Annotated in this window: 19 protein-coding genes; 7 read left to right on the top strand and 12 right to left on the bottom strand. The window is 64.0% G+C overall.

Translation table 11 applies throughout. The features are described 5' to 3' along the window. Positions 1-10 precede the first annotated feature (10 nt). The 7 genes from VF34_RS02080 to VF34_RS02050 are packed head-to-tail and all read right to left on the bottom strand — an operon-like array spanning position 11 to position 9,180. Positions 11-763 (bottom strand): enoyl-CoA hydratase family protein, encoded by a 753-nt coding sequence (locus VF34_RS02080; protein WP_045840703.1) that lies wholly within the window; start codon positions 761-763, stop codon positions 11-13. Next, a complete protein-coding gene (locus VF34_RS02075; protein ID WP_027498166.1) occupies positions 763-1,923 on the bottom strand; it encodes an acyl-CoA dehydrogenase family protein in 1,161 nt (386 codons plus the stop codon). The genes VF34_RS02080 and VF34_RS02075 overlap by 1 nt, the downstream gene beginning before the upstream one ends. Beyond that, a complete protein-coding gene (locus VF34_RS02070; protein ID WP_045840702.1) occupies positions 1,920-3,896 on the bottom strand; it encodes an acetyl/propionyl/methylcrotonyl-CoA carboxylase subunit alpha in 1,977 nt (658 codons plus the stop codon). The genes VF34_RS02075 and VF34_RS02070 overlap by 4 nt, the downstream gene beginning before the upstream one ends. A 7-nt stretch (positions 3,897-3,903) precedes the next feature. Beyond that, complete coding sequence (locus VF34_RS02065; RefSeq protein WP_045840701.1) at positions 3,904-5,502, bottom strand: acyl-CoA carboxylase subunit beta; 1,599 nt, start codon at positions 5,500-5,502, stop codon at positions 3,904-3,906. Next, on the bottom strand, positions 5,499-6,647 hold the full coding sequence (locus VF34_RS02060; RefSeq protein WP_027498169.1) for an acyl-CoA dehydrogenase family protein: 1,149 nt from the start codon (positions 6,645-6,647) through the stop codon (positions 5,499-5,501). The genes VF34_RS02065 and VF34_RS02060 overlap by 4 nt, the downstream gene beginning before the upstream one ends. Beyond that, entirely contained in the window at positions 6,644-8,371 is a 1,728-nt protein-coding gene (locus VF34_RS02055; RefSeq protein ID WP_045840700.1) for an acyclic terpene utilization AtuA family protein, read from the bottom strand. Before VF34_RS02055 ends, VF34_RS02060 begins: the two co-directional genes overlap by 4 nt. After that, positions 8,368-9,180, bottom strand: a complete 813-nt coding sequence (locus VF34_RS02050; RefSeq protein WP_032369698.1) for a TIGR03084 family metal-binding protein — start codon at positions 9,178-9,180, stop codon at positions 8,368-8,370. The genes VF34_RS02055 and VF34_RS02050 overlap by 4 nt, the downstream gene beginning before the upstream one ends. 94 nt (positions 9,181-9,274) lie before the next feature. Between VF34_RS02050 and VF34_RS02045 the strand changes: the two genes are divergently transcribed. Further along, on the top strand, positions 9,275-10,348 hold the full coding sequence (locus VF34_RS02045; RefSeq protein WP_045840699.1) for an endonuclease/exonuclease/phosphatase family protein: 1,074 nt from the start codon (positions 9,275-9,277) through the stop codon (positions 10,346-10,348). A 7-nt stretch (positions 10,349-10,355) separates the two neighbouring features. After that, a complete protein-coding gene (locus VF34_RS02040; RefSeq protein ID WP_027498173.1) occupies positions 10,356-10,754 on the top strand; it encodes an ASCH domain-containing protein in 399 nt (132 codons plus the stop codon). Between the two features lie 241 nt (positions 10,755-10,995). Here VF34_RS02040 and VF34_RS02035 read toward each other — a convergent pair whose 3' ends face one another. Then, the gene (locus VF34_RS02035) at positions 10,996-11,667 is read right to left on the bottom strand and encodes a class F sortase (RefSeq protein ID WP_052718549.1); all 672 of its coding nucleotides are present in this window, start codon (positions 11,665-11,667) and stop codon (positions 10,996-10,998) included. A 7-nt stretch (positions 11,668-11,674) separates the two neighbouring features. After that, positions 11,675-13,081, bottom strand: coding sequence for an ice-binding family protein (locus VF34_RS25675; protein ID WP_052718547.1), 1,407 nt, complete (start codon positions 13,079-13,081; stop codon positions 11,675-11,677). Between the two features lie 406 nt (positions 13,082-13,487). Here VF34_RS25675 and VF34_RS02025 point away from each other — a divergent pair, with 406 nt between their 5' ends. After that, positions 13,488-14,165, top strand: a complete 678-nt coding sequence (locus VF34_RS02025; RefSeq protein WP_032365304.1) for a TetR/AcrR family transcriptional regulator C-terminal domain-containing protein — start codon at positions 13,488-13,490, stop codon at positions 14,163-14,165. 7 nt (positions 14,166-14,172) lie between these two features. Here the strand turns inward: VF34_RS02025 and VF34_RS02020 are convergent, their stop codons facing one another. The 3 genes from VF34_RS02020 to VF34_RS02010 all read right to left on the bottom strand — a co-directional run bounded on the left by VF34_RS02020 (position 14,173) and on the right by VF34_RS02010 (position 18,009). Next, positions 14,173-14,898 carry an alpha/beta fold hydrolase gene (locus VF34_RS02020; protein ID WP_052073669.1) on the bottom strand — a complete coding sequence of 242 codons (726 nt, stop codon included), beginning with the start codon at positions 14,896-14,898 and terminating at the stop codon, positions 14,173-14,175. A 4-nt stretch (positions 14,899-14,902) separates the two neighbouring features. Next, positions 14,903-16,615, bottom strand: a complete 1,713-nt coding sequence (locus tag VF34_RS02015) for an MDR family MFS transporter (RefSeq protein ID WP_045840698.1) — start codon at positions 16,613-16,615, stop codon at positions 14,903-14,905. Positions 16,616-16,707: 92 nt separating this feature from the next. Beyond that, a complete protein-coding gene (locus tag VF34_RS02010) occupies positions 16,708-18,009 on the bottom strand; it encodes an MFS transporter (protein WP_371828235.1) in 1,302 nt (433 codons plus the stop codon). A gap of 79 nt (positions 18,010-18,088) precedes the next feature. On the opposite strand from VF34_RS02010, the gene aroQ reads away from it, so the two are divergent. The 4 genes from aroQ (at position 18,089) to VF34_RS01990 (ending at position 21,591) form a co-directional block, all read left to right on the top strand. Further along, a complete protein-coding gene (gene aroQ / locus VF34_RS02005; protein ID WP_045840697.1) occupies positions 18,089-18,523 on the top strand; it encodes a type II 3-dehydroquinate dehydratase in 435 nt (144 codons plus the stop codon). 79 nt (positions 18,524-18,602) lie between these two features. Continuing rightward, positions 18,603-19,373, top strand: coding sequence for a DsbA family protein (locus VF34_RS02000; RefSeq protein WP_032390677.1), 771 nt, complete (start codon positions 18,603-18,605; stop codon positions 19,371-19,373). A 20-nt stretch (positions 19,374-19,393) separates the two neighbouring features. Beyond that, positions 19,394-19,978, top strand: a complete 585-nt coding sequence (locus tag VF34_RS01995) for a vitamin K epoxide reductase family protein (RefSeq protein ID WP_045840695.1) — start codon at positions 19,394-19,396, stop codon at positions 19,976-19,978. A gap of 119 nt (positions 19,979-20,097) precedes the next feature. After that, on the top strand, positions 20,098-21,591 hold the full coding sequence (locus VF34_RS01990) for a C40 family peptidase (protein ID WP_045840694.1): 1,494 nt from the start codon (positions 20,098-20,100) through the stop codon (positions 21,589-21,591). Positions 21,592-21,613: the final 22 nt, after the last annotated feature.

Below are 21,613 nucleotides of genomic sequence, written 5' to 3'. Positions count from 1 at the left end.
CACCATCTCCCTAACCTTCGGCAGCCCAGGACGGCGGCCTCTTCTCCAGAAAGGACATCATCCCCTCTCGGGCCTCCTCCGATGCAAACAACCTGGCCGATTGCTCGGCGACGGCCGTTCCACGCTCGTCGATCTCGCGCCGGATCGCGGCGGTGGTGAGATGTTTGGACTCGGCCAAGCCCTGCGGCGAGCACTTCCTGAACATGATCATGTAGTCGGCCACCGCGGCCGCGGGAACGGCGTCGGCCACGGTGACCAGACCGATCTCCTGGGCCGTGGCACCGTCGAATGTTTCCCCGGTGAGGAAGTATCGACTCGCCGCCCGGGAGGTCAATCGCGGCAGCACGGCGACGGAGATGACCGACGCCGCCAGTCCGAGGCGAACCTCGGTCAGCGCGAACGAGCTTTCCGGTCCGGCAATGGCGACGTCGCAGGCCGCCACGAGCCCCATCCCGCCTGCCCGCACATGACCGTCGATCTGTACGACGACGGGTTTCGGGGTGTCGATGATCAGCCGCATCAGATCCAGCATCTGCCGAGTCCGAAGCTCCGGGGACGCCCCGGCTTCCCGGAGATCGGCTCCCGCACAGAACGTCGTGCCGGTGTGACCGAGCACGATCGTTCTGATGTCGTCGTCGTGCGCCGCAGCGATGAGGCCCGCTGTCAGCTCCTCGACCAACACCGACGACAGCGCGTTTCGGTTCTGCGGCGAATCCAACGTCAAATACGCTGTGTCCTTGCCCGACTCGACGAGAACGGCCATCAGTAGCTTCTCGGCAGGCCGAGCGAGTGCTGGCTCACGAAGTTCAGGATCATCTCCCGGCTCACCGGAGCAACGCGGGCGATACGGGCGGCTCCGAGCATCGCAGCCAATCCGTATTCACTGCTCAACCCGGCACCACCGTGGGTTTGGATCGCCTGATCGAGTGCCTTGATACTGGCCTCGGCAGCAGCGTATTTCGCCATGTTCGCGGCCTCGGCGGCACCGAAATCGTCGCCGGAGTCGTAGAGCACCGCGGCCTTCTGCATCATCAATTTCGCCAACTCCAGCTCGATCTTGCACTGCGCCAACGGGTGCGCCAAGCCCTGGTGAGCGCCGATCGGCGTCTTCCAGACCGTCCGCTCGTTGGCGTATTTGACCGCCGCGTCCAGAGCGTATCGACCCATACCGACAGCCATCGCAGCACCGAGAATGCGCTCGGGGTTCAGTCCGGCGAACAACTGCATCAGGGCAGCGTCGGCCTCACCGACGAGTGCCTCGGCAGGCAACCGGACGTCGTCGAGGAACAGCACGAACTGATGATCGGGCTCGACGATGTCCATCTGCATCTGCGTCTTCTGCAGTCCCGGAGCGTCGGTGGGCACGATGAACAGGGCAGGCTTGAGCTTGCCGGTCTTGCTGTCTTCCGTTCTGGCAACGATCAATACGGCGTCGGCCTGATCCACGCCCGAGATATAGATCTTGTTGCCCTTCAAGATCCATTCGTCACCGTCGCGACGCGCCGTGGTGGTGATCTGGTGCGAGTTGGATCCGGCGTCGGGCTCGGTGATGCCGAACACCATGATCTTGGAACCGTCGGCAAGGGCGGTGAGCCACTCCTGCTTCTGGTCCGGCGTGCCGTACTTGCCGATGATGGTGCCGCAGATGGCCGGACTGACGACGACGAGCAGTAGACCGGCACCGTGCGCAGCCAACTCCTCCTGCACGAGCGCAAGTTCGTAGATGCCTGCGCCTCCGCCGCCGTATTCCTCGGGCAGATTGACCCCGAGGAAGCCGAGCTTGCCCGCCTCGTTCCACAGTTCGGTCAGTGGCTCACCTTTACGCGCCTTGGGCAGCACGTAATCGATGTAGTTGTAGCGCTTGCCCAGTGACGAGACTGCGTTGCGCAGACCCTTCTGCTCTTCGGTTTCGATGAAACTCATGGTTGCTCCACTCCGCTATCGGTGACGACTGGCGTGTCGGTGACTACTGCCAAGACCTGTCCTACCTCGACTTGCTGACCCTGCTGCACGTTCAGTTCGGTGAGCACACCATCGGCGGGTGCAGTCACGGTGTGCTCCATCTTCATCGCCTCCAGCCACAGAATGGGCTGGCCCGCGGTGACGGTATCTCCCTGCGCAGCAGCAATTCTGATGACGCTGCCCGGCATCGGCGCGAGCAGTGATCCGGCCGCCACCTCGTCGGTGGGGTCGGTGAACCTCGGTGCCCGAGCCAATCGAACGGGGCCCAGGGAAGAATCCACGAACACGTCGGACCCGTAGGTGCTCACTGCGAAGATACGACGAATACCGTTGTCGTCGAGCGTCACCGAGGTCGGTGTGTGCTCCACCAGTTCGACACCCTCCACCGAGGAGGTGAGTCCGCTGCGTCCGATCGAGTATTCGACGGTGATGTCGTTGTACGTCTTGCGCTGCGGTTGCGACCGGAGATTGCGCCAGCCGCCGGGTAGACCCCGGTTCACCCGAGCTCGCGAGACGTTGCTCGCCGCGTCGGCCAAGGCAGCCGCGAGCGCCGACAGTTCCTCGGCCCGGCCCTGCGCAAACGGCTGAGCCAGGACATCGAGGCCGTGCGTGTCGAAGAAGGCTGTATCGGTGTCGCCCGCCAGGAACGCCGGATGGCGCAGAATGTTGACCAGCAGATCGCGATTGGTCTTCAGGCCGTGAATGGTGGCGTTCTGCAGTGCTTTCGCCAACAGAGTCGCCGCTCGGTCCCGCGTCGGGGCGAAGGAGATCACCTTGGCGAGCATGGGGTCGTACTGCGTTCCCACCACACTGCCCGTCTCGACGCCGGAATCGACTCTGATGTATCCAGCTTTGTCCGACACCTCGAACTGCGCACCAGGGATTTCCAATCGGTGCACGGCACCGCTCTGCGGCTGCCAGTCCTGAGCCGGATCCTCGGCGTACAGCCGAACCTCGATCGAGTGTCCCCGTGTCGTGGGCTGTTCGGCCGGTAGCCGCTCCCCCGCCGCAACCTGGATCTGCAGCGCAACGAGATCCAGACCCGTCGTGCATTCGGTGACCGGATGCTCCACCTGCAGGCGGGTGTTCATCTCGAGGAAGAAGAAATTTCCCTTTTCGTCGGCGAGGAATTCGACGGTCCCTGCACCCTCGTAGCCGATGGCCTCGGATGCCAGTGTGGCTGCTTCGAAAAGCTTCTCGCGCATGCCGTCGATGCGTTCGACGAGCGGCGACGGAGCTTCCTCGACGACCTTCTGGTGCCTGCGTTGGATCGAGCATTCACGCTCGCCCACCGTCCACACCGTGCCGAATCGATCGGCCATGACCTGAACTTCGATGTGCCGCCCGGTTTCGATGTACCGCTCGATGAACACCGTTCCATCGCCGAAGGCCGAGAGGGCTTCTCGTCCGGCTGCCTCGAGCTCCGACTGCAGTGCATCGAGACTGCGGACGATGCGCATCCCCCGACCGCCGCCGCCCGCGGAGGCCTTGATCAGTACCGGTAGCTCGTTCTCGGTGACCGACTCGGGATCGAGTCGAGTCAACACCGGCACTCCGGCGTCGGCCATCATCTTCTTGGACTCGACCTTCGAGCCCATCGATTCGATGGCCTTGACGGGCGGTCCGATCCAGGTCAACCCGGCGTCGAGAACTTGCCGGGCGAATTCGGCGTTCTCGGAGAGGAATCCGTATCCCGGATGGACCGCGTCGGCTCCGGCCTGCACCGCGGCGGCGATGATCAATTCTCCGCGCAAGTAGGTCTCGGACGGGCTCTGCCCAGGCAGACGCACAGCGGAGTCCGCCTCACGCACATGGGGAGATGCCGCGTCGGCGTCGGAGAAGACCGCGACGGTATCGATGCCCTCCGCGCGGCAGGTGGTGAAGACGCGTCGGGCGATTTCGCCGCGATTGGCCACGAGGACTTTGTTCAGCATGCGGGCATCACATCCGGAAGACACCGAAGTTCGCGGTGCCTTCGATCGGGGCAGAGGCGATGGCCGACAGGCACATTCCCACTACCGTGCGGGTGTCACGGGGATCGATGACGCCGTCGTCGTAGAGGCGTCCGGACAGGAACATCGGCAACGATTCGGCTTCGATCTGATTCTCGATCATCGCGCGCAGTCCGGCATCGGCCTCCGCGTCGAACGCTTGACCGCGAGCTTCTGCGGCGGCGCGTCCGACGATGGAGATGACGCCGGCCAGCTGTGCGCCACCCATGACGGCGGATTTGCTGGACGGCCAGGCGAAGAGGAAGCGAGGATCGAAGGCGCGGCCGCACATGCCGTAATGGCCGGCTCCGTAGGACGCCCCGAGCAGGATCGAGATGTGCGGCACCTTCGAGTTGGAGACGGCGTTGATCATCATCGATCCGTGCTTGATCATGCCGCCTTCCTCGTATTCCTTGCCGACCATGTAGCCGGTGGTGTTGTGCAGGAACAGCAGTGGCGTGTTCGACCGGTTGGCGAGCTGAATGAACTGCGTCGCCTTCTGCGATTCCTCGCTGAACAGCACGCCGCGTGCGTTGGCGAGGATGCCGATCGGGTAGCCGTGCAACTCTGCCCAACCGGTGACGAGCGAGCCGCCGTACATCGGCTTGAACTCGTCGAAGTCGGAACCGTCGACGATGCGGGCGATGACCTCGCGGGGATCGAATGGGATCTTCAGATCGGTGGGGACGATGCCGAGCAGATCCTCGGGATCGGCGAGTGGCTCGATGACCTCGGTGCGTGGCTCGGGCCCCTTCTTCTTCCAGTTCAACCGGGAGACGATGCTGCGTCCGATACGGATGGCGTCCTGCTCGTCGACGGCGAAGTAGTCTGCGAGACCCGACTTTCGGGCGTGCATCTCGGCTCCGCCGAGCGACTCGTCGTCCGAATCCTCACCGGTGGCCATCTTCACCAGGGGCGGTCCGGCCAGGAACACCTTGGATCGTTCCTTGATCATGACGACGTGATCGGACATGCCGGGAACGTAGGCACCGCCCGCAGTCGAGTTGCCGAACACCAGGGCGATGGTCGGAATACCGGCCGCCGAGAGCTGCGTCAGATCGCGGAACATGCGCCCACCGGGGATGAACACCTCTTTCTGCGTGGGCAGGTCGGCACCGCCCGACTCGACGAGAGAGATCACCGGCAGTCGGTTCTGGGTGGCGATGTCGTTGCCGCGGAACCCCTTCTTCAGGGTCCACGGGTTGCTGGACCCGCCGCGGACCGTGGGATCGTTGGCCACGATGAGACATTCGACCCCGCACACGACACCGATACCCATGACGGTGCTGGCACCGACGGGAAAGTCGCTGCCCCACGCCGCAAGTGGGCACAGTTCGAGGAACGCGGAATCCTCGTCGATCAACAATTCGATGCGCTCACGGGCGAGCAGCTTGCCACGCTTCTTGTGTCGATTGACGTACTTCTGACCGCCACCGAGCAACGCCTTGTCGTGTTCGGCGTCGATCTCGGCCAGTTTGGTGTGCATGGCTTCGGTGGCACCGGTGTACTGCTCCGATGCGGTGTCGAGAGTGGACTTCAGCACGCTCATGCCTGGTACCCCAATCGTTTTGCGGCAAGGCCGGTGAGAATCTCGGTGGTTCCGCCGCCGATACCGAGGATGCGCATGTCGCGGTATTGCCGTTCGACCTCGCTCTCGCGCATGTACCCGAGTCCGCCGAAGAGTTGGACGGCTTGATTGGCCACCCACTCCCCGGACTCGACGGCGGTGTTCTTGGCGAAGCAGACCTCGGCGATGAAGTCACCGTCCTCCTGCATGGACCGCTCGACGAGGGAGCGGGTGTACACGCGAGCGATGTCGATCTTGCGCGCCATCTCGGTGACGGTGTTCTGTACGGATTGCCGTGCGATGAGCGGCTTTCCGAAGGTCTCCCGGTCTCGAACCCACTGCAGCGTCAGATCGAGGCACCGCTGCGCGCTGGCGTAGGCCTGAGCGGCGAGAGCGATACGCTCGGTGAGAAATGCCTGCGCGATCTGGACGAAGCCACTGTTCTCGGCACCGACCAGGTTGGCCACCGGAACCCGTGCGTCGACGAAGGAGAGTTCGGCGGTATCGGAGGCGCGCCAGCCCATCTTGTCCAGCTTGCTGGTGACCTCGAAGCCCGGTGTGCCCCTTTCGACGACGAGGAGCGACACTCCGGCTGCACCCTCGCCTCCCGTCCGGACCGCGGTGACGACGAAGTCCGCACGGCACCCCGAGGTGATGTAGGTCTTCGACCCGTTGACGACGTAATGGTCGCCGTCTCTGACCGCCTTGGTCCGCAGATGACCCACGTCGGAGCCGCCACCCGGCTCGGTGATCGCGAGCGAGCCGATCTTCTCCCCCGCCAGCGTCGGCCGTACCCACTTGTCGATTTGCTCAGGATCTCTCGCGGCAACCAAGTGCGGCAACGCAATTCCACAGGTGAACAGAGAAGCGAACAGTCCGCCCGACGCGCCGGCCTGGTGCATCTCCTCACAGATCAGCACCGCGTCCGCGAGATCACCGCCGTCGCCGCCGACGTCCTCGGGAAACCCTGCGCCGAGCAAACCGAGAGCGGCCGCCTTCTTGTGCAGCTCACGCGGAATCTCGCCCTCGGTCTCCCACCGATTCATGTGCGGCGCGATGTCCTGTTCGACGAAACTGCGAACGGTCTTGCGAAGCTGCTGACGCTCCGGGGTAGTCCAGATGCTCATATGAGTGCTGCCTTCTTGTCGGGTCGTTCCGCAGGCTCCACTCCTGTGAACACGAGTGTTTCGGGGATGTCGATGTGCCGCGACCGCAGCCACTCACCGAGTCCCTTGGCCTGTGGATCGAATCTGGCCTGCGATGCAACGCCCTGGCCGAGAATGCCGTCGATGACGAAGTTCACCGCCCGCAGGTTGGGAAGTACATGCCGAGTGACAGTGAGTTTTTCGGCCTCGGGCAACATCTTCTTCAGGGTCTCGACCGTCAATGCGTGGACGAGCCAGGCGAATTCGTCGTCGGTGCGCACCCACACTCCGACGTTGGCGCTCCCACCTTTGTCTCCGCTGCGGGCGGCGGCGATGGTACCGAGTGGTAGTCGGATGGTGTCCTCGGCGGCTCGCGGTGCCGGCAGCTTCGGTTCGACCAGCGATTCCAGGACTCGCGTCTGCGCCGAGGGTGCAATCCTGCGTTCGGTGCCGTCGGCCAGGTGGGCCGTATGCGGTACGTCGTGTGCGTCGACGAAACCTGCGGTGAACACCCCGTACGGGGCTCCGTTTCCGGGCGGTGCGGTGACCGAGAAGCCCGGGTAGCTGGCAAGTGCGAGTTCGACCGCCACAGCCGAGAACTGGCGTCCCACCGCGTCGGGGTTACTGTCGCGGGCGACGCAGCGCAGCAACGCGCTTGCGGTTTCCTCGGTCTCGGCGTCGGGCTTGTCGGTACGCACCAGAGTCCAGTCCAACTCGGTCGGTCGGGCGGGCAACCACGACTCGAACTGCCGTTGCGCCAGTTCGGCTTTGGCCTCGATGTCCAGGCCGGTCAAGACCATCGTGAATTCGTTGCGGAAGCCGCCGAGTGCGTTGAGCGAGACCTTGTAGGTGGGCGGCGGCGCTTCTCCGGTGACCCCGCTGATCGATACTCGGTTACTGGACTCCTGCGCCAGGACCGCCGTGTCGATGCGCGCGGTGACGTCGGGGTTCGCGTATCGGCCCCCGGTGATCTCGTACAGCAGTTGCGCGGTGACGGTACCGACGCTGACGGCACCGCCGGCGCCCTCGTGCTTGGTGATGACGGAGGATCCGTCGGCTTCGATCTCGGCGATGGGGAACCCGGGACGGGACATGTCGGCGATCTCGGTGAAGAACGAGTAGTTACCGCCGGTCGCTTGAGTACCGCACTCGATGACGTGGCCCGCGATGACCGCGCCGGCCAATGCGTCGTAATCGGTTGTCGACCAGCCGAAGTGAGCGGCAGCCGGGCCGACGATGACACTGGCGTCGGTGACGCGACCGGTCACCACGACGTCGGCACCGGAGTTCAGGCATTCCACGATTCCCCATGCACCGAGGTATGCGTTTGCCGTCAGCGGGCTGCCGAGGCCGAGTTCGCCTGCCCTGCCGAGGAGGTCGTCGCCGTCCACGTAGGCAATCTTCGCGCCGGAATCGAGCTTCTCCAACGCCTCGACCAGTCCGCGCGGATTGAGTCCGCCGGCATTGGCGACGATCTTCACGCCCTTGTCGAGTGCCAGTCCGAGGCAGTCCTCGGCCTGCCGCAGAAAGGTTTTGGCGTAGCCACGGGTCGCGTCCTTCATTCGGTCGCGTCCGAGGATGAGCATGGTGAGCTCGGCGAGGTAGTCACCGGTGAGGTAGTCGAGGTCTCCTCCTTCGAGCATCTCCCGCATCGCGGACAGTCGATCTCCGTAGAAACCGGAGCAGTTGCCTATACGTACGGTCATGCTTTCTCGCGTCCTGCCTTGTCTCGTCCCTGTCCGGGAGGGCCTGCGAAGGCTTGGGCGATGGTGAGCCAGTGTGCGGCATCGGCCCCGTCGGCTCGAACGTCCAGGTCGTCGCGGTGTGCGCGCTGAGTGACGAGAAGGCAGAAGTCGAGTGCAGATCCGGTGACACGCTGTTCTGCGTCGTCGGGACCCCACGTCCACACTTCGCCCGAGGGTGCGGTGAGCTCGACTCCGAACGGTTCCGCCGGCGGAGTCTGCTCGTTGACGGCGTAAGCGAAATCTCGTGTCCGGACGCCGATGTGTGCGACTCCGCGGATTCGGTCGGTCGGCACGCGAGTGACGCCCAGCGCATCGGCGACATCCTGTCCGTGGGCCCACGTCTCCATAAGACGGGCGGTGGCCATGGACGCGGCACTCATGGGCGGCCCGAACCACTGGATCTTGACCCCCGACGGGACCTGCTTCAGCGCGTCCGTCATGGCGTGGCGGCGGGTTCGCCAGCTGCTCAACAGTTCCGGATTGCCCGCTTCCTCCTCGGCGGCGTCGTCGACGAACCCGGTGGGGTTCTCCCAGGCCTTTTTCAGCGTGCGGGCGAACTCCTCCTCGGCCGCGGTATCACCGGACGCTGCGGATGTGGTTCGCTCCGCGACGTGATCCGTCCACGACAGGTGCGCGATCTGATGTGCGATCGTCCAGCCCGCCGCCGGAGTAGGTGCCGCCCAGCGTTCGGGTGCCAACTCGGCCACCAGCGCGTCGAGGTCGTCACCCTCGGCACGGAGATCGCCGACGAGTGAGTCGAGGTCTGCCATGGGACCAGCTTCACAAAGGCACGAGAAAAAAGCAAGCACGCTTGCTTTTTAATTCGTAACCTTACGTTCGCTTGCCGTCTCTACGGTCGGAAACGTGAAAACGTCGAGACTTGTGGCCGTCGCCGTTACCCTCGCCTTCATGACTGCCGGCTGCTCCACCACGGACCCGTCTACTGCAGACCCGACCCCCGACGAACCGTCGAGCATCCGGGTGGCGACGTTCAACGCCAGTCTCAATCGGTCCGCGGCCGGACAGTTGGTCACCGACCTGAGCGCGGAGAACGCCCAGGCTCGCGCAGTAGCCGACGTGATCTCCGCGAACTCACCGGATGTCTTGCTGGTCAACGAGTTCGACTATTCGGGGTCCGATGGCCCCACCCTCTTCAACGAGAACTACCTCGACGGGCAGTACCCGTTCTTCTTCACTGCTCCGGTGAACACCGGCGTCGACTCGGGACTCGACCTGGACGGGGACGGCGCACTCGGTGGCCCCGGTGACGCCTGGGGATTCGGACAGTTTCCCGGTCAGTACGGCATGGTGGTGTACTCGAAGTTCCCGATCGACACCGGTTCGGTACGCACGTTCCAGAACTTTCTGTGGAAGGACATGCCGAACTCGCTGTTACCGCGCGACTATTACGGAGAGAACGCAGACGCGCTTCGACTGTCCAGCAAGTCTCATTGGGACGTGCCCGTCGACGTGAACGGGAAGACGCTGCACGTGTTGGCCTCGCATCCCACTCCCCCATCCTTCGACGGACCCGAGGACCGTAACGGTAAGCGCAATCACGACGAGATCCGGTTGAGCGCCGATTACATTTCCGGTGCCGACTACCTCTACGACGACAACGGCGTGCGAGGCGGACTCGACGAGGGAGCGTCGTTCGTGATGATGGGCGACCAGAACAGCGATCCGGTCGACGGCGACTCCGTGGCCGGTGCCATCGCACAGGTTCTGGATCTTCCGCGGGTTCGAGATCCGGCACCCACGTCCGATGGACATGGCACGGACACAGCCGATTTCGCTGATCCGACGCCGGGTGACCTTCGGGTGGACTACGTGCTGCCGTCGGACGATATGACCGTGCGCGACTCGCAGGTGTATTGGCCCGATCAGGCCGAGCACCCGTCGGACCACAGACTGGTGTGGGTAGACCTCGAAATATGATGCGTGAGTGACCGATCTGCCGATTGTCGAGTTCGCCTACCCGGGCCCACTACGGGACACGCTGGTTGCGGCCGTGCTGTCCGGCGCGAAGACCAGCACGGCAAGCCTGTTGGCTCAGTACACCGACGAGGAGCTGCCGAGGGTCGGCGAACGCGGTGCGGTGGTGAATTCGGCGGGTGCCGTGGTCGGGGTCATCGAGACCACGGCCGTCGATGTCGTTGCGCTGAGCGATGTTCCGCTGCAGCATGCGCTCGACGAGGGTGAGGGATACGCCGATGTGGCGCAGTGGCGTGCCGGACACGAAAGATTCTGGCAGTCCGTCGAAGTCCGCGAGGAGCTGGGTGATCCGAATTTCACGGTGAACGACGACACTCAGGTGGTGCTGGAGCGATTCGAGCTGACATGAAGGTCTGCCTGTGCCGCTATTACCACAGCCTGAAGACCATGGGCCTGTGGACTCCGGTCATCCTTGCTGATGGCGTCGAATTCTGGGTCTCCAATGCCGGCACCACTGCCGTCACCGTGCCTGCAACAACGCAGCTCGCCGATTGCGGCCACCTACCGACCGTCTACCGCAGACCCCAAGGCGCGGAACAGCAGGTAGATTCATCGACCTCGAACTCGAGCCGGGCTAGGAAGGTAGCGCGTCAGACCCGATCCGCGTAGACGACGATGTTGTCCTCGTAACTGGCGACATCCGAATCGAATTGGCCACCGCATGTGATCAGACGCAACCCTGGGTGGTCGAGATCGCCGTACACCTTCTGGGTGGGGAAAGCATCCTTCGGATACTGCTCCACAGCGCTGACGACGAACCGGACCGTACTTCCATCCTCGGCAGTGACGGACACATCGTCTCCCTGCTCCAGTTCGCGGAGTCGGTAGAAGACACCTGGACTACCGGCCCAATCCACGTGGCCGGCAACGATGGACGGTCCCAGCTGACCGGGGACCGGCGATCCGGTGTACCAGCCTGCGGGAAAACCGCCCGGCGGGACTTCCATTGCTCCATCGGGATTCAACCCGAGGTCCATCACATCGGAATCGACACCGATCGCGTCGATCTCGATACGTTCGGGCGGAGACGCAACATCCTCGGCCGAACCACCGCCCTGGGCAGGGATCGAATTGGGTTGAGCAACAACGTCAGCCGATGTCGCCGCTGACGTTCGAGTCGGAGCGGGTTCATCGACGGGTGTCGTACACCCCGACACGAGGGCCACCACCATCAGGCAGGCTGCTGCCGCAGCCCGCACTGCAACCCGGTGACGGGTCACAGTGCGGGAAACTTCTGCAGCAGTATCGATCTCAGTGGTCACGTGTTACTCAGCGTCGACGACGGCTGAGCGCCAAGGCGGAGACCCCGCCTGCAGCGAGTACCAACAGCACAGCCCACATCGACGTCATCGACGCCGCGCTCGGCCGCACGCTGGTGCTGCCATCGCCCGTTTCGACTCCACCGTTGGGAATCTGGGTGATCTGGCCACCGGGGTTGTATGTACCCGGCTGATCAGGGCCGCCCGGCTGATCGGGAGTGCGCGGCTGATCCGGAGTGCGCGGCTGGTCCGGGGTGTTGGGCTGGTCCGGAGTGCGCGGCTGGTCCGGAGTCCGAGGCTGGTCCGGGGTGTTCGGCTGATCGGGAGTGCGCGGCTGGTCCGGAGTGTTCGGCTGATCCGGCGTGTTCGGGTTGTCCGGCACGTTCGGGATACCCGGAATCGGCGGAAGCGTGATGCCGGGGATCGGCGGCAGACCCGGAATCGGGGGTACTTCGATGACGATCGGCGGCGTTCCGCCACCATCACCCGGCGTACCGCCGCCGCCACCCGGGGCGGTCGTCGTTGTCGTAGGTGCCGGTGTCGTTGTCGTAGGCGCCGGCGGTGTGGTCGTCGTGACCGGAGGCGTCGTGGTCGTGACCGGAGGGTTCGTGGTCGTGACCGGCGGTTCGGTGATCCCACACTCTGCGTTGCTGATCGTGTTCGAGTCGAGGGTGACTGCGCCGGTCAGTGCCAGGAGTCGTCCCCGCACATCGGCATCCGTCGTCGCGGTGATCGACGCCTGCGCCATGACCGTGCCGACGAAATCGGTGCCGGTGCCGAGAGTGGCCGAGCTTCCCACCTGCCAGAACACGTTGCACGGACTGGCCCCGTTGATCAGCGACACACTGCTGTTCGACCCCGTGATGAGAGTGGATCCGGCTTGGAAGATGAAGACCGCAGCGGAATTGCCTTGCGCATCGAGCGTCAGAGGCAGAGATCCGGTCAGTCCGAGCGTGTCGCCCTTGTACAGGCCGGCATACCGTGTGGTGCCCCCGAGCTCGACTGGAACCAGTTCGGGACCAGACCTGTTGGCAGCGTTGGTATATGCAACCTGCAGAGCAGCTTTCGCATTCAAGGCCCGTTCGTTCTTGTCATCGATCACGCCGTTGGTAATTTGGCCTTGCAGCAGGCCGCTGACGCTCGAAGGGTTCCCGTCCCCTGGGCTCACACCCACGGAGCCGTTGATCACAGATCCACCCGCATCGGTCACGGTGGAGCCGGCAAGAATTGCGTACGGATCTGCGGCACCGAGACCGACGGTGGGGACGACGACAGCTGGTGATTGAGCGTCGGCCGAAGAGGCGTTGACCAGCATGAGCGCGCTGGTGGCCAGTGCGACGGTACCGACGAGGGGAATCAACGCCGAGCCCTTGCGTCTGGATGTGGACGGCGCAGGACGATGTTGCGGAGAGTACATGGTGTGTACCGATCTGCTCGAGGAGGTGCGTGCGAGGCTTGTTGCCGCACAACGCGTTATGAATATCGATTCCCCCGACGAGATTCGACAGAATTTAAGATGTCACGCGACGGTCGACGATGGTCACTGGAATTCACCAGGGGCGTCGAGGTCTCGCGGAATCCGTAGATCGGTGGCGTCGCCGGCTGGCTGTTCAACTGCGCGACATGAGTAGAGGGGGCGCGGAGGCTCGTGGCCCACTCCGCAACAGCGAGTTTCCCCGTATCTCTACGGTGTAGAACTACAGCACACCATGTGTAAGGTCTGGGGTCAAGCGAAAAGCGTTGGTGAACAATAAGATTGTTTGTCGACCGAAAGCCGATCGGCGTGCCGCTTACTCGAATACCGACATCGGCGGAGCAATGTGATGACCCCCTCGGATCGCAGTAGCCACAACTCTAGGGACAGAATCGACCACGAATTCGTCGTGTCGGCCGCCCTCGCCATCATCGACGACACCGGACTCGACAGCCTGACCATCCGCAGCCTGGCTGTCTCGATCGATCGCGACCCCATGACCGTGTACCGGTACGTCGCCACCAAGGAAGCACTACTCGACGCCGTTGCCGATTCGATTCTCGGAGACCTCGTGTCGGTGGACGGATCGGACACCGATTGGCGACGTCAGCTGACGATCTTCGGCCGGCACTATCGCGAACTCGCCTTGGCACACCCGCGCGCGGCCGTTTTGCTGGCGACTCGGCCCCGGTCCACTCCGCTGGGCCTGGGCACCACCAGGTCCCTGATGTCACTCGAAGGCATATTGAGCCTGTTTGCCACCGCGGGATTTACTGTCCCCGAGGCGCTCTCGGCCTACCGGTTGCTGATGTCGATGCTCCGCGGTCACGTGCTCAGTGAAACGCAGGAGACGACGGACAACCCGGACGAGACCGTCGACAGACTCAGCCTCGCGTTGCGCAGACTCCCGATCGAGGACTTCCCGATCATGTCCGTACTGCCGCCACTCATCACCGCATACGACGGTGCCCGCGAGCTCGATCGCGGATTGAAGGCCCTGTTCGACGGCCTGCGTCACACACCGTGACCACGGATCAGGCTCGGCGAATGGGCGCGAACGTCTGCACTGCATCCCGGGTGAAAAAGTCCAGCAATATCGCATTGGACAACGCGGGCTTCTCGACCAACACACCATGCGAGGTACCCGGGACAATTGCCAGCTCGGCGACCGGCATACTGCGGTAGAACTCGGCAGCATGCTCGATGCTCACCTCGTCGTCGTCACCGATCATCACCAGAGTGCGCACCGACAACGCGGCGAGATCGCTCGCAGTCAGTGCGGGATCTGCACTGTGCATATCGTCGAGCCGGCGTACGAAATCGCTACGGTCGGCGTCGCCGAGTCCGGACAGCCCGCCGCCCCAACCGTCGCGATGAAAGACACTCGCGACGCAGGCGAGACGATCCACCAGATCCGGGCGTTGCAGTGCGACCAGTAGCGCTACGACACCGCCGTCGCTGCACCCGGCCAACCGCGTCCGTCGCCCGACGACCTGCTCGATGAACGCAATGGTGTCGTCGACCATGTCCGAGAACGTCAACTCGGAGGAGAGACCAGGCCCGGAAACATCCGGGGTGCGGCCATGCCCTCGACGTTCGGGGGTGAATACCCGAAACGCCGAGGACAACCCGGCGACGGTGACATCCAGCGCTCGCGCATCAGCGCCCCCAGGATGGAGAAGGACCAGCGGTTCCCCGTCGCCCACCTCGGCGTACCAGGTGTCCACCGAGCCGAGCCGAACCCAGTTCTCCGAATTCACGCCATCAATGTAGACCCGTGCCCACGTCGTTCGCTCGCTCTTCGTCGCGTTCCTGCTGAGCTGCCGCCAGACCCGACATCGTGCGCAGCGGCACCTCCTTGAGGAAGAGCACCAGGACGAATCCGAGGAGCATCAGGATCGACACGGCCAGGAACACGTAGTCCATCGCGTCGGAGAAGCCGATGCGGAACGGCTCGGCGAGCGCGGGATCGAGCTTCTGGATGAACGAACTGTCCTGCAAGGCACTACCGGCAACGGATGCATCACCTGAGGCGATGGCCTTCGCGAACCCGGACTCCAACGGATCGGCACTGGTGGCCGCGCTCTGCACGGCCTGCTGGAACGCGGGCGTCGAACTCGCGGCGACCAACGCATCGCCGGTCTTGGGCGTCAGCTGCGTGAACAGCATCGACAGGAACACCGCCACGCCGACCGTCGCACCGATCTGACGGAAGAACGTTGCCGCCGAGGTGGAGACGCCCATGTCCTTGGGCGGCATCGCATTCTGGATGGCCAACGTGAGCGGCTGCATCATCGAACCGAGACCCAGACCGAACACACCCATCACGACCATCGTCTGCCACAACGGAGTGTCGGCGTGCACGTAGTGGAACGTGAACATGGCGATCGCCATCAGCGCAGTGCCGACGATCGGAAAGATCTTGTACCGCCCCGTCTTCGAGATGATCGAACCCGACACGATGGACGCGATCATCAAAGCGCCGACGAGCGGCAAGGTCTGATAACCGGCGAGAGTCGGCGAGGAACCCTTGACCACCTGCAGGTACTGCGGCAGCAGCGAGATGCCGCCGAACATGGCTGCGCCTGCGATGACACTGACGGCAATACACAACGAGAACAACGGGTTTCGGAAGAACCGCATGGGGATCAGGGCGTCGTCGCCCATCTTGATCTCGGCGAGAACGAACGCGATGACGCCCACGATGCCGATCCCGAAGCACAGCAGTGCCCGCGGCGAACTCCATCCCCAGACGCGGCCCTGCTCGGCGATGATCAGCAGCGGCACGAGCCCGACGCTGAGAAGCACTGCGCCCCACCAGTCGACGCGGGCCTCGCGGCGGTAGACCGGCAGGTTCAGCACCCGCCAGACGACGACGAGCGCGATGATGCCGAGCGGAACGTTGATGTAGAAGACCCAGCGCCAGCCGGTGATGCCGAGAATGGACGACTGCCCGGCCAGCAGACCGCCGATGACCGGCCCGAGCACACTGGACGTACCGAACACCGCCAGGAAGTAACCCTGATACTTGGCCCTCTCCCGCGGGGGCACGATGTCGCCGATGATCGCCAACGCCATCGACATCAGGCCACCTGCGCCCAACCCCTGCACGGCCCGGAAAGCTGCGAGCTCGTACATCGATGTCGCGATGCCGCACAGCATGGACCCGACGACGAAGATCGAGATGGCCGTCATGAAGAACGGCTTGCGCCCGTAGAGATCGGAGAGCTTGCCGTACAGCGGGGTCGAGACAGTGGACGTGATCAGATATGCCGTTGTCACCCAGGCGAGAACGGAGAACCCGTTCAGGTCGTCGGCGATGGTACGTACCGACGTGGACACGATGGTCTGATCGAGAGCCGCCAGGAACATACCCATCATCAGGCCCGACAGAATGGTCATGATCTCGCGGTGCGAGTACTCGCCACTCACCGCACTCGCTTCACGCTCGGCGGTCGCTTCAGGCTCGCTTACCATCTCTTTGTTTCACCTTTACGTAACGTTTGCTTGTGTCCTACAACGATATTCGGACCACCAGCATGCTCGTAGAAAGCCGACTAAGCAAAGGTTTATTTGCGGCGCATCCGGTCTCGGACCTCGCGCATCGTGTGCGGGTGGATGCCGTCGGCCGCGAGCACCTTGCGCGTCTTGCGCCGCGTCGCCAGCACCCCGATGATCGCGATGATCCACACGGGAAACTGCACCAGCATCGCGACCCGGAAACTGTCGAAGTCGTAACCGCCCATGGCGTCGAGGATCCACCCGATCGCCGCGATGACCAACAGCGATGCCAGGAAGCCGCCGATGTTGACCATCCCCTGAGCCGTCCCCAGATTGGCACTCGGATTGAACGTGCGGGCGAGGTCGAATCCGATCACCGACCCGGGCCCACCCACGGAAATCACCACGACGAGCAGAACGAGCAGCCACAGCGGCGCAGGTCCGGGCAGCGACAGAACGATGGCCCACATCGTGGCGTTGCTGACCATGATCGCCAGCACCAGCCAGGACCGACGCATCGGGTAGCGCCCGGTGAGCAAACCGAGCACGATGCCCGACGCCACCGCCGACAGCACCGACAACGTCAGCAGCGCTCCGGCCGTCGACGCCGACAATCCCTGAGCGGTGGTCATGTACGGCACACCCCACAACAGGGCGAACGTGGTGATCGAGAACTGGGTCCCCATGTGCGAGAAGAATCCGAGCCGGGTTCCCGGTCGTCGCCACACCTCGCCGATGGAGTCCAGCGTCTGCCGCAACGACGTCGGCTCCGGTTCCGGAGCAGTGCTGTCGTCGGGACGATCTCGAATCAGAGCGAGCGAGAGGACGAGTGCGAGCAAACCCAGTGCCGCCGCGCTACCGAAAGCGAAAGTCCACCCCGGCCCGTTCAACAGAATCAGAAACGGCACGGCCGAGAGCACCTGCCCGAGCTGACCCAGCAGCCCGGTCAACTGGGACACGATCGGCACCCGCCGCGGCGAGAACCAACGCGGCACCAGACGCAGGACCGAGATGAACGTCAGCGCGTCGCCGATGCCCACGAATGCACGTGCCGCCACCGCGACCGGCAGCGATTCGGTGAGCGCCAATGTGATCTGCGCCGACGCCATGATCAGCGCACCGGCAGCGATCATCTTGCGCGAACCGATCCGATCCAGCAGCACTCCGGCCGGAATCTGCATCGCCGCGTACACGACCACCTGCAGCACCACGAACGAGGACAACAGAGACGGGGAGATCGAGAACCGGTCCGCTGCGCTCAGCCCGGCGACCCCGAAGGCCGTCCGATGCAGCACCCCGATGACATACGCGAAGACGCCGATGCCCCACACCACCCATACGGTTCTCCCCGTACTCACCGTCTTCCCAATGCTCACGGGGCAATTGTGTCAACCACGCTGTGGAATGATCGGACCCGGTAGTTCGTAGAGCAGGAAAGCGAGTGACGTCATGGCCAAGCAAGTGCTGGTGCTCAACGGTCCGAACCTGAACATGCTCGGCACCCGCCAGCCCGAGGTGTACGGCAGCGCCACCCTCGCCGACGTCGTCGCCCTGTGCGAGAAGACCGCCGCCACACACGGACTCGACGTGAAAGCAGAGCAGTCCAACCACGAGGGACAGTTGATCGACTGGATCCACGAGGCACGCGGGGTGGCGTCGGGCATCGTCATCAACCCCGGCGGACTGACCCACACGTCGGTGGCGCTGCGTGACGCACTCGTCATCCCCGAGGTCCCGATCATCGAGGTGCACATCTCCAACGTGCACGCCCGCGAGGAGTTCCGGCACCACTCCTACGTCTCACCGATCGCCAGCGGAGTCATCGCCGGACTCGGCATCGACGGATACCGATTCGCAATCGAACGACTCGCAGCTCTTATTTGATACTGCTCTTATCTGATACTGCACTTGTTCGACCTTGCTCTCATCTGACACTCAGGTTGTCCTGCATAAACTGGTCGCCGTGAACACCAGCAACAAGGCATCGAGAGACGGCAGAGCGTCCAAGGACATCCGGGCAATGCAGAACGGCGACAAGAATCGTCGAACGTTGATCCAGATCGTCGTCGCGGTAGTTCTCATCGCACTCGTTGCAGCCATTGCTCTGTTCATCGTCAACAAGGATTCGACGTCGGGTGAGGCATCTCCCGACGCGAGTTCCACATCGGGCCCGCAGCTGACGCCCACGTCGCTCACCGCGAACGGTGCCATTCGTTTCGGCAACCCCGATGCCACCACTGTCGTCAGCGTCGTCGAGGACTTCCAGTGCCCGGCCTGCAAGGCATTCGAGTCGGTCAGCGGATCGACTCTGCAGCAGCTGGCCGACGCAGGCAACGTCGCCGTCGATTACCGTCCCATCTCCATTCTCGATCGCTTCTCGAACGGCACGATGTACTCCACCCGTGCTGCGAGTGCGTCGATCTGCGTCGCCGAGAACGATCGGGACAGTTGGATGAACTGGCACAACTCGATGTTCGCCGAGCAGCCCGCCGAGAACGGCAACGGTCTGCCCGACGACAAGCTCGTCGAGATCGCCGCCGCAGCCGGTGCCGACTCCCCCACCACCGCGTCGTGCATCACCGACGGCAGTTACACGGACTGGGTCACCACCCAGACTCAGACCGTCATCGGCGAGGGCATCAACGGAACGCCGAGCGTCCGCGTCAACGGCACCGACGTCGCCACCCCGACACCCGAGAACATCCTCGCTGCCGCCGCGGCAGCCGGAAACTGAGCAGCAACCGGTAACCGACCATGAGAACTCGCGCCGGCGCTGCAGTCTTCACACTCTTCAGCGCACTGGGGCTCCTCGCCGCACTGACCCTGACGATCGAACGATTCAAGCTCCTCGAAGACGCGTCCTATGTTCCGTCGTGCAGCCTGAATCCGGTCCTCTCGTGCGGGTCGGTGATGGTCACGAAGCAAGCCGCGCTGTTCGGATTCCCCAATCCGATCCTCGGAATCGTGGCGTTCTCCGTCGCCCTCGTCGCCGGTGTGCTGTGGCTCGGCCGCGTCGAACTCCCGCACTGGTTCTGGCTCGGACTCAGTGCCGGTCTGCTGCTCGGCGAGGTATTCGTGCACTGGCTGATCTTCGAGAGTCTCTACGAGATCGGTGCCCTGTGCCCGTACTGCATGGTGGTGTGGGCGGTGACGATGCCACTGTTCGTACTGGCGCTGAGCCGGCTGATCAGTACCGGCTCCAGTAATCCGGACGAACGCCCGGGCACAGTCGGCCGTCTTTTCCTCGAATGGCGGTGGACGCTGCTCGCCGTGTGGTACGCAATCGTCGTCGCGCTCATCGGAATCCGGTTCTCGGACTACTGGGCCTCGTTGCTCTGACAGTTTCGCAAAACTCATGAGTCGATCGGCTGCACCGTGCATGATGGTTGCAGCACCCGGGTGAGTCTGATCACAGCTCCTGGCTCGGGGAAGAACGATCGAGTAACAGGAGTCGAAGCATGGCAGGCGATCCCTTCGCAGTCATCGTTGCCGTCATCGTGTCTGCCGCAGGCGCAGTCGCCGGAACGGACGCCCCAGCTCCACTGCAGAATCAGGCGGTGAAGGATCAGGCAGCCGCGGTCGCTGCCGCTGCCGAGGACCAGGGCAAAACGATGTCCGATCAATGGGCAGACCTGATGGGCACCATGCCCGAACCCGCCGCCGACGTCGCAGACCGAACCCTGAACGACGCCGCCGAGGGACTGCACACCGCCGTCGAACCGATGCTTCCGGACATGCCCACGGTTGCCGAGATCGAGACGCCGGAAGCGCCCACAGCAGTGACGCCCACAGCAGCCTCGCCCGCAGTGGGAATGGCTGCGGGTCTCACACCGGCGGCGATCACGCCGAGCGCCCCGCTACCCTTCAGTGTTTTTTCGTCGAATGCGGCATCCAGCGCCGTCGCCGGGCTCGCCACCGGCGCTCTGCAATTCGCCGGCCGCACGTACACCGCCGCCGACATCGCGACCCAGACGGCGTTCATGGCGTCGGCCGAAGCCATTCGGCGAGCACTCTTTCCCGGTCTACCCGTCACGTTCACCGGCATCAATGTCGGTCCGATCGGTTTGGGCGCGGTGGGAGCGATCACCGCGTTCGTTCCGTGGTTGCAGAAGGCAGGCAACATCTGCGGCGGCGTCAAGGCCACAACGATTGCCGCACTCTATGCCGCCGAGAACGGATTTCGATACGGTCCAACAGCTCCGGTATCGAGCACCGGCGCACAGGGACCCGGCCAGTTCATGCCGGGAACGTGGGCAACCTACGGCAAGGACTACGACGGCAACGGCGTGGTCGACGTCAACAGCATCGGCGACTCGGTCATGGCGTCGGGAACGATGCTGTGCGACATCTACGGACAGGTCGACGGCTGGAAGCGCGACGGCAAGGTCTCGGGCGACACGACGGACCTGACCCTCGCCGGATACAACGCCGGAGCGGGTGCAGTGTTGCGCTCGGGCGGAATGCCTTCGGGGTCAGTCGATTACGAGACTCAGACCAAGCCCTACGTAGCGCGCATCCGGGCCACCGAGGCCCAGTTCGCTGCCATCCTCACTCCGTTCGCCGGGCTCGATCTCACCGGAATGGGCGGGCGGGCAGTGCAATTGGCGATGGATTACCTGGGCCTGCCGTACGTGTGGGGCGGCGGAAACATCAACGGACCGTCCGGCGGCGGATTCGACTGCTCGGGCCTGACGTCCTACGCACTGTTCAAGGCCTCGGGCGGAAAGGTCACCCTGCCGCGTACGTCGGAGACGCAGTGGAACGTGGGCACCGAGGTGCCGATGGCCCTCGCCCAGCCGGGCGATCTACTGTTCGGCAACTGGGGCGCGGCGGGCCCGGGACATGTGGCGATCTACATGGGCAACGGGCAGATGGTGCATGCGCCCACCACCGGTGACGTGGTGCGGGTGGCACCGGTGTTCGACGGGATGCGAGCTCGCCACATCCTCTGACGGGTATCACGTGGGTCCACCC

It is taken from the genome of Rhodococcus sp. PML026, assembly GCF_000963615.1.
Lineage (GTDB): Bacteria > Actinomycetota > Actinomycetes > Mycobacteriales > Mycobacteriaceae > Rhodococcoides > Rhodococcoides fascians.
This window is presented reverse-complemented; position numbering and strand designations above follow the sequence as displayed.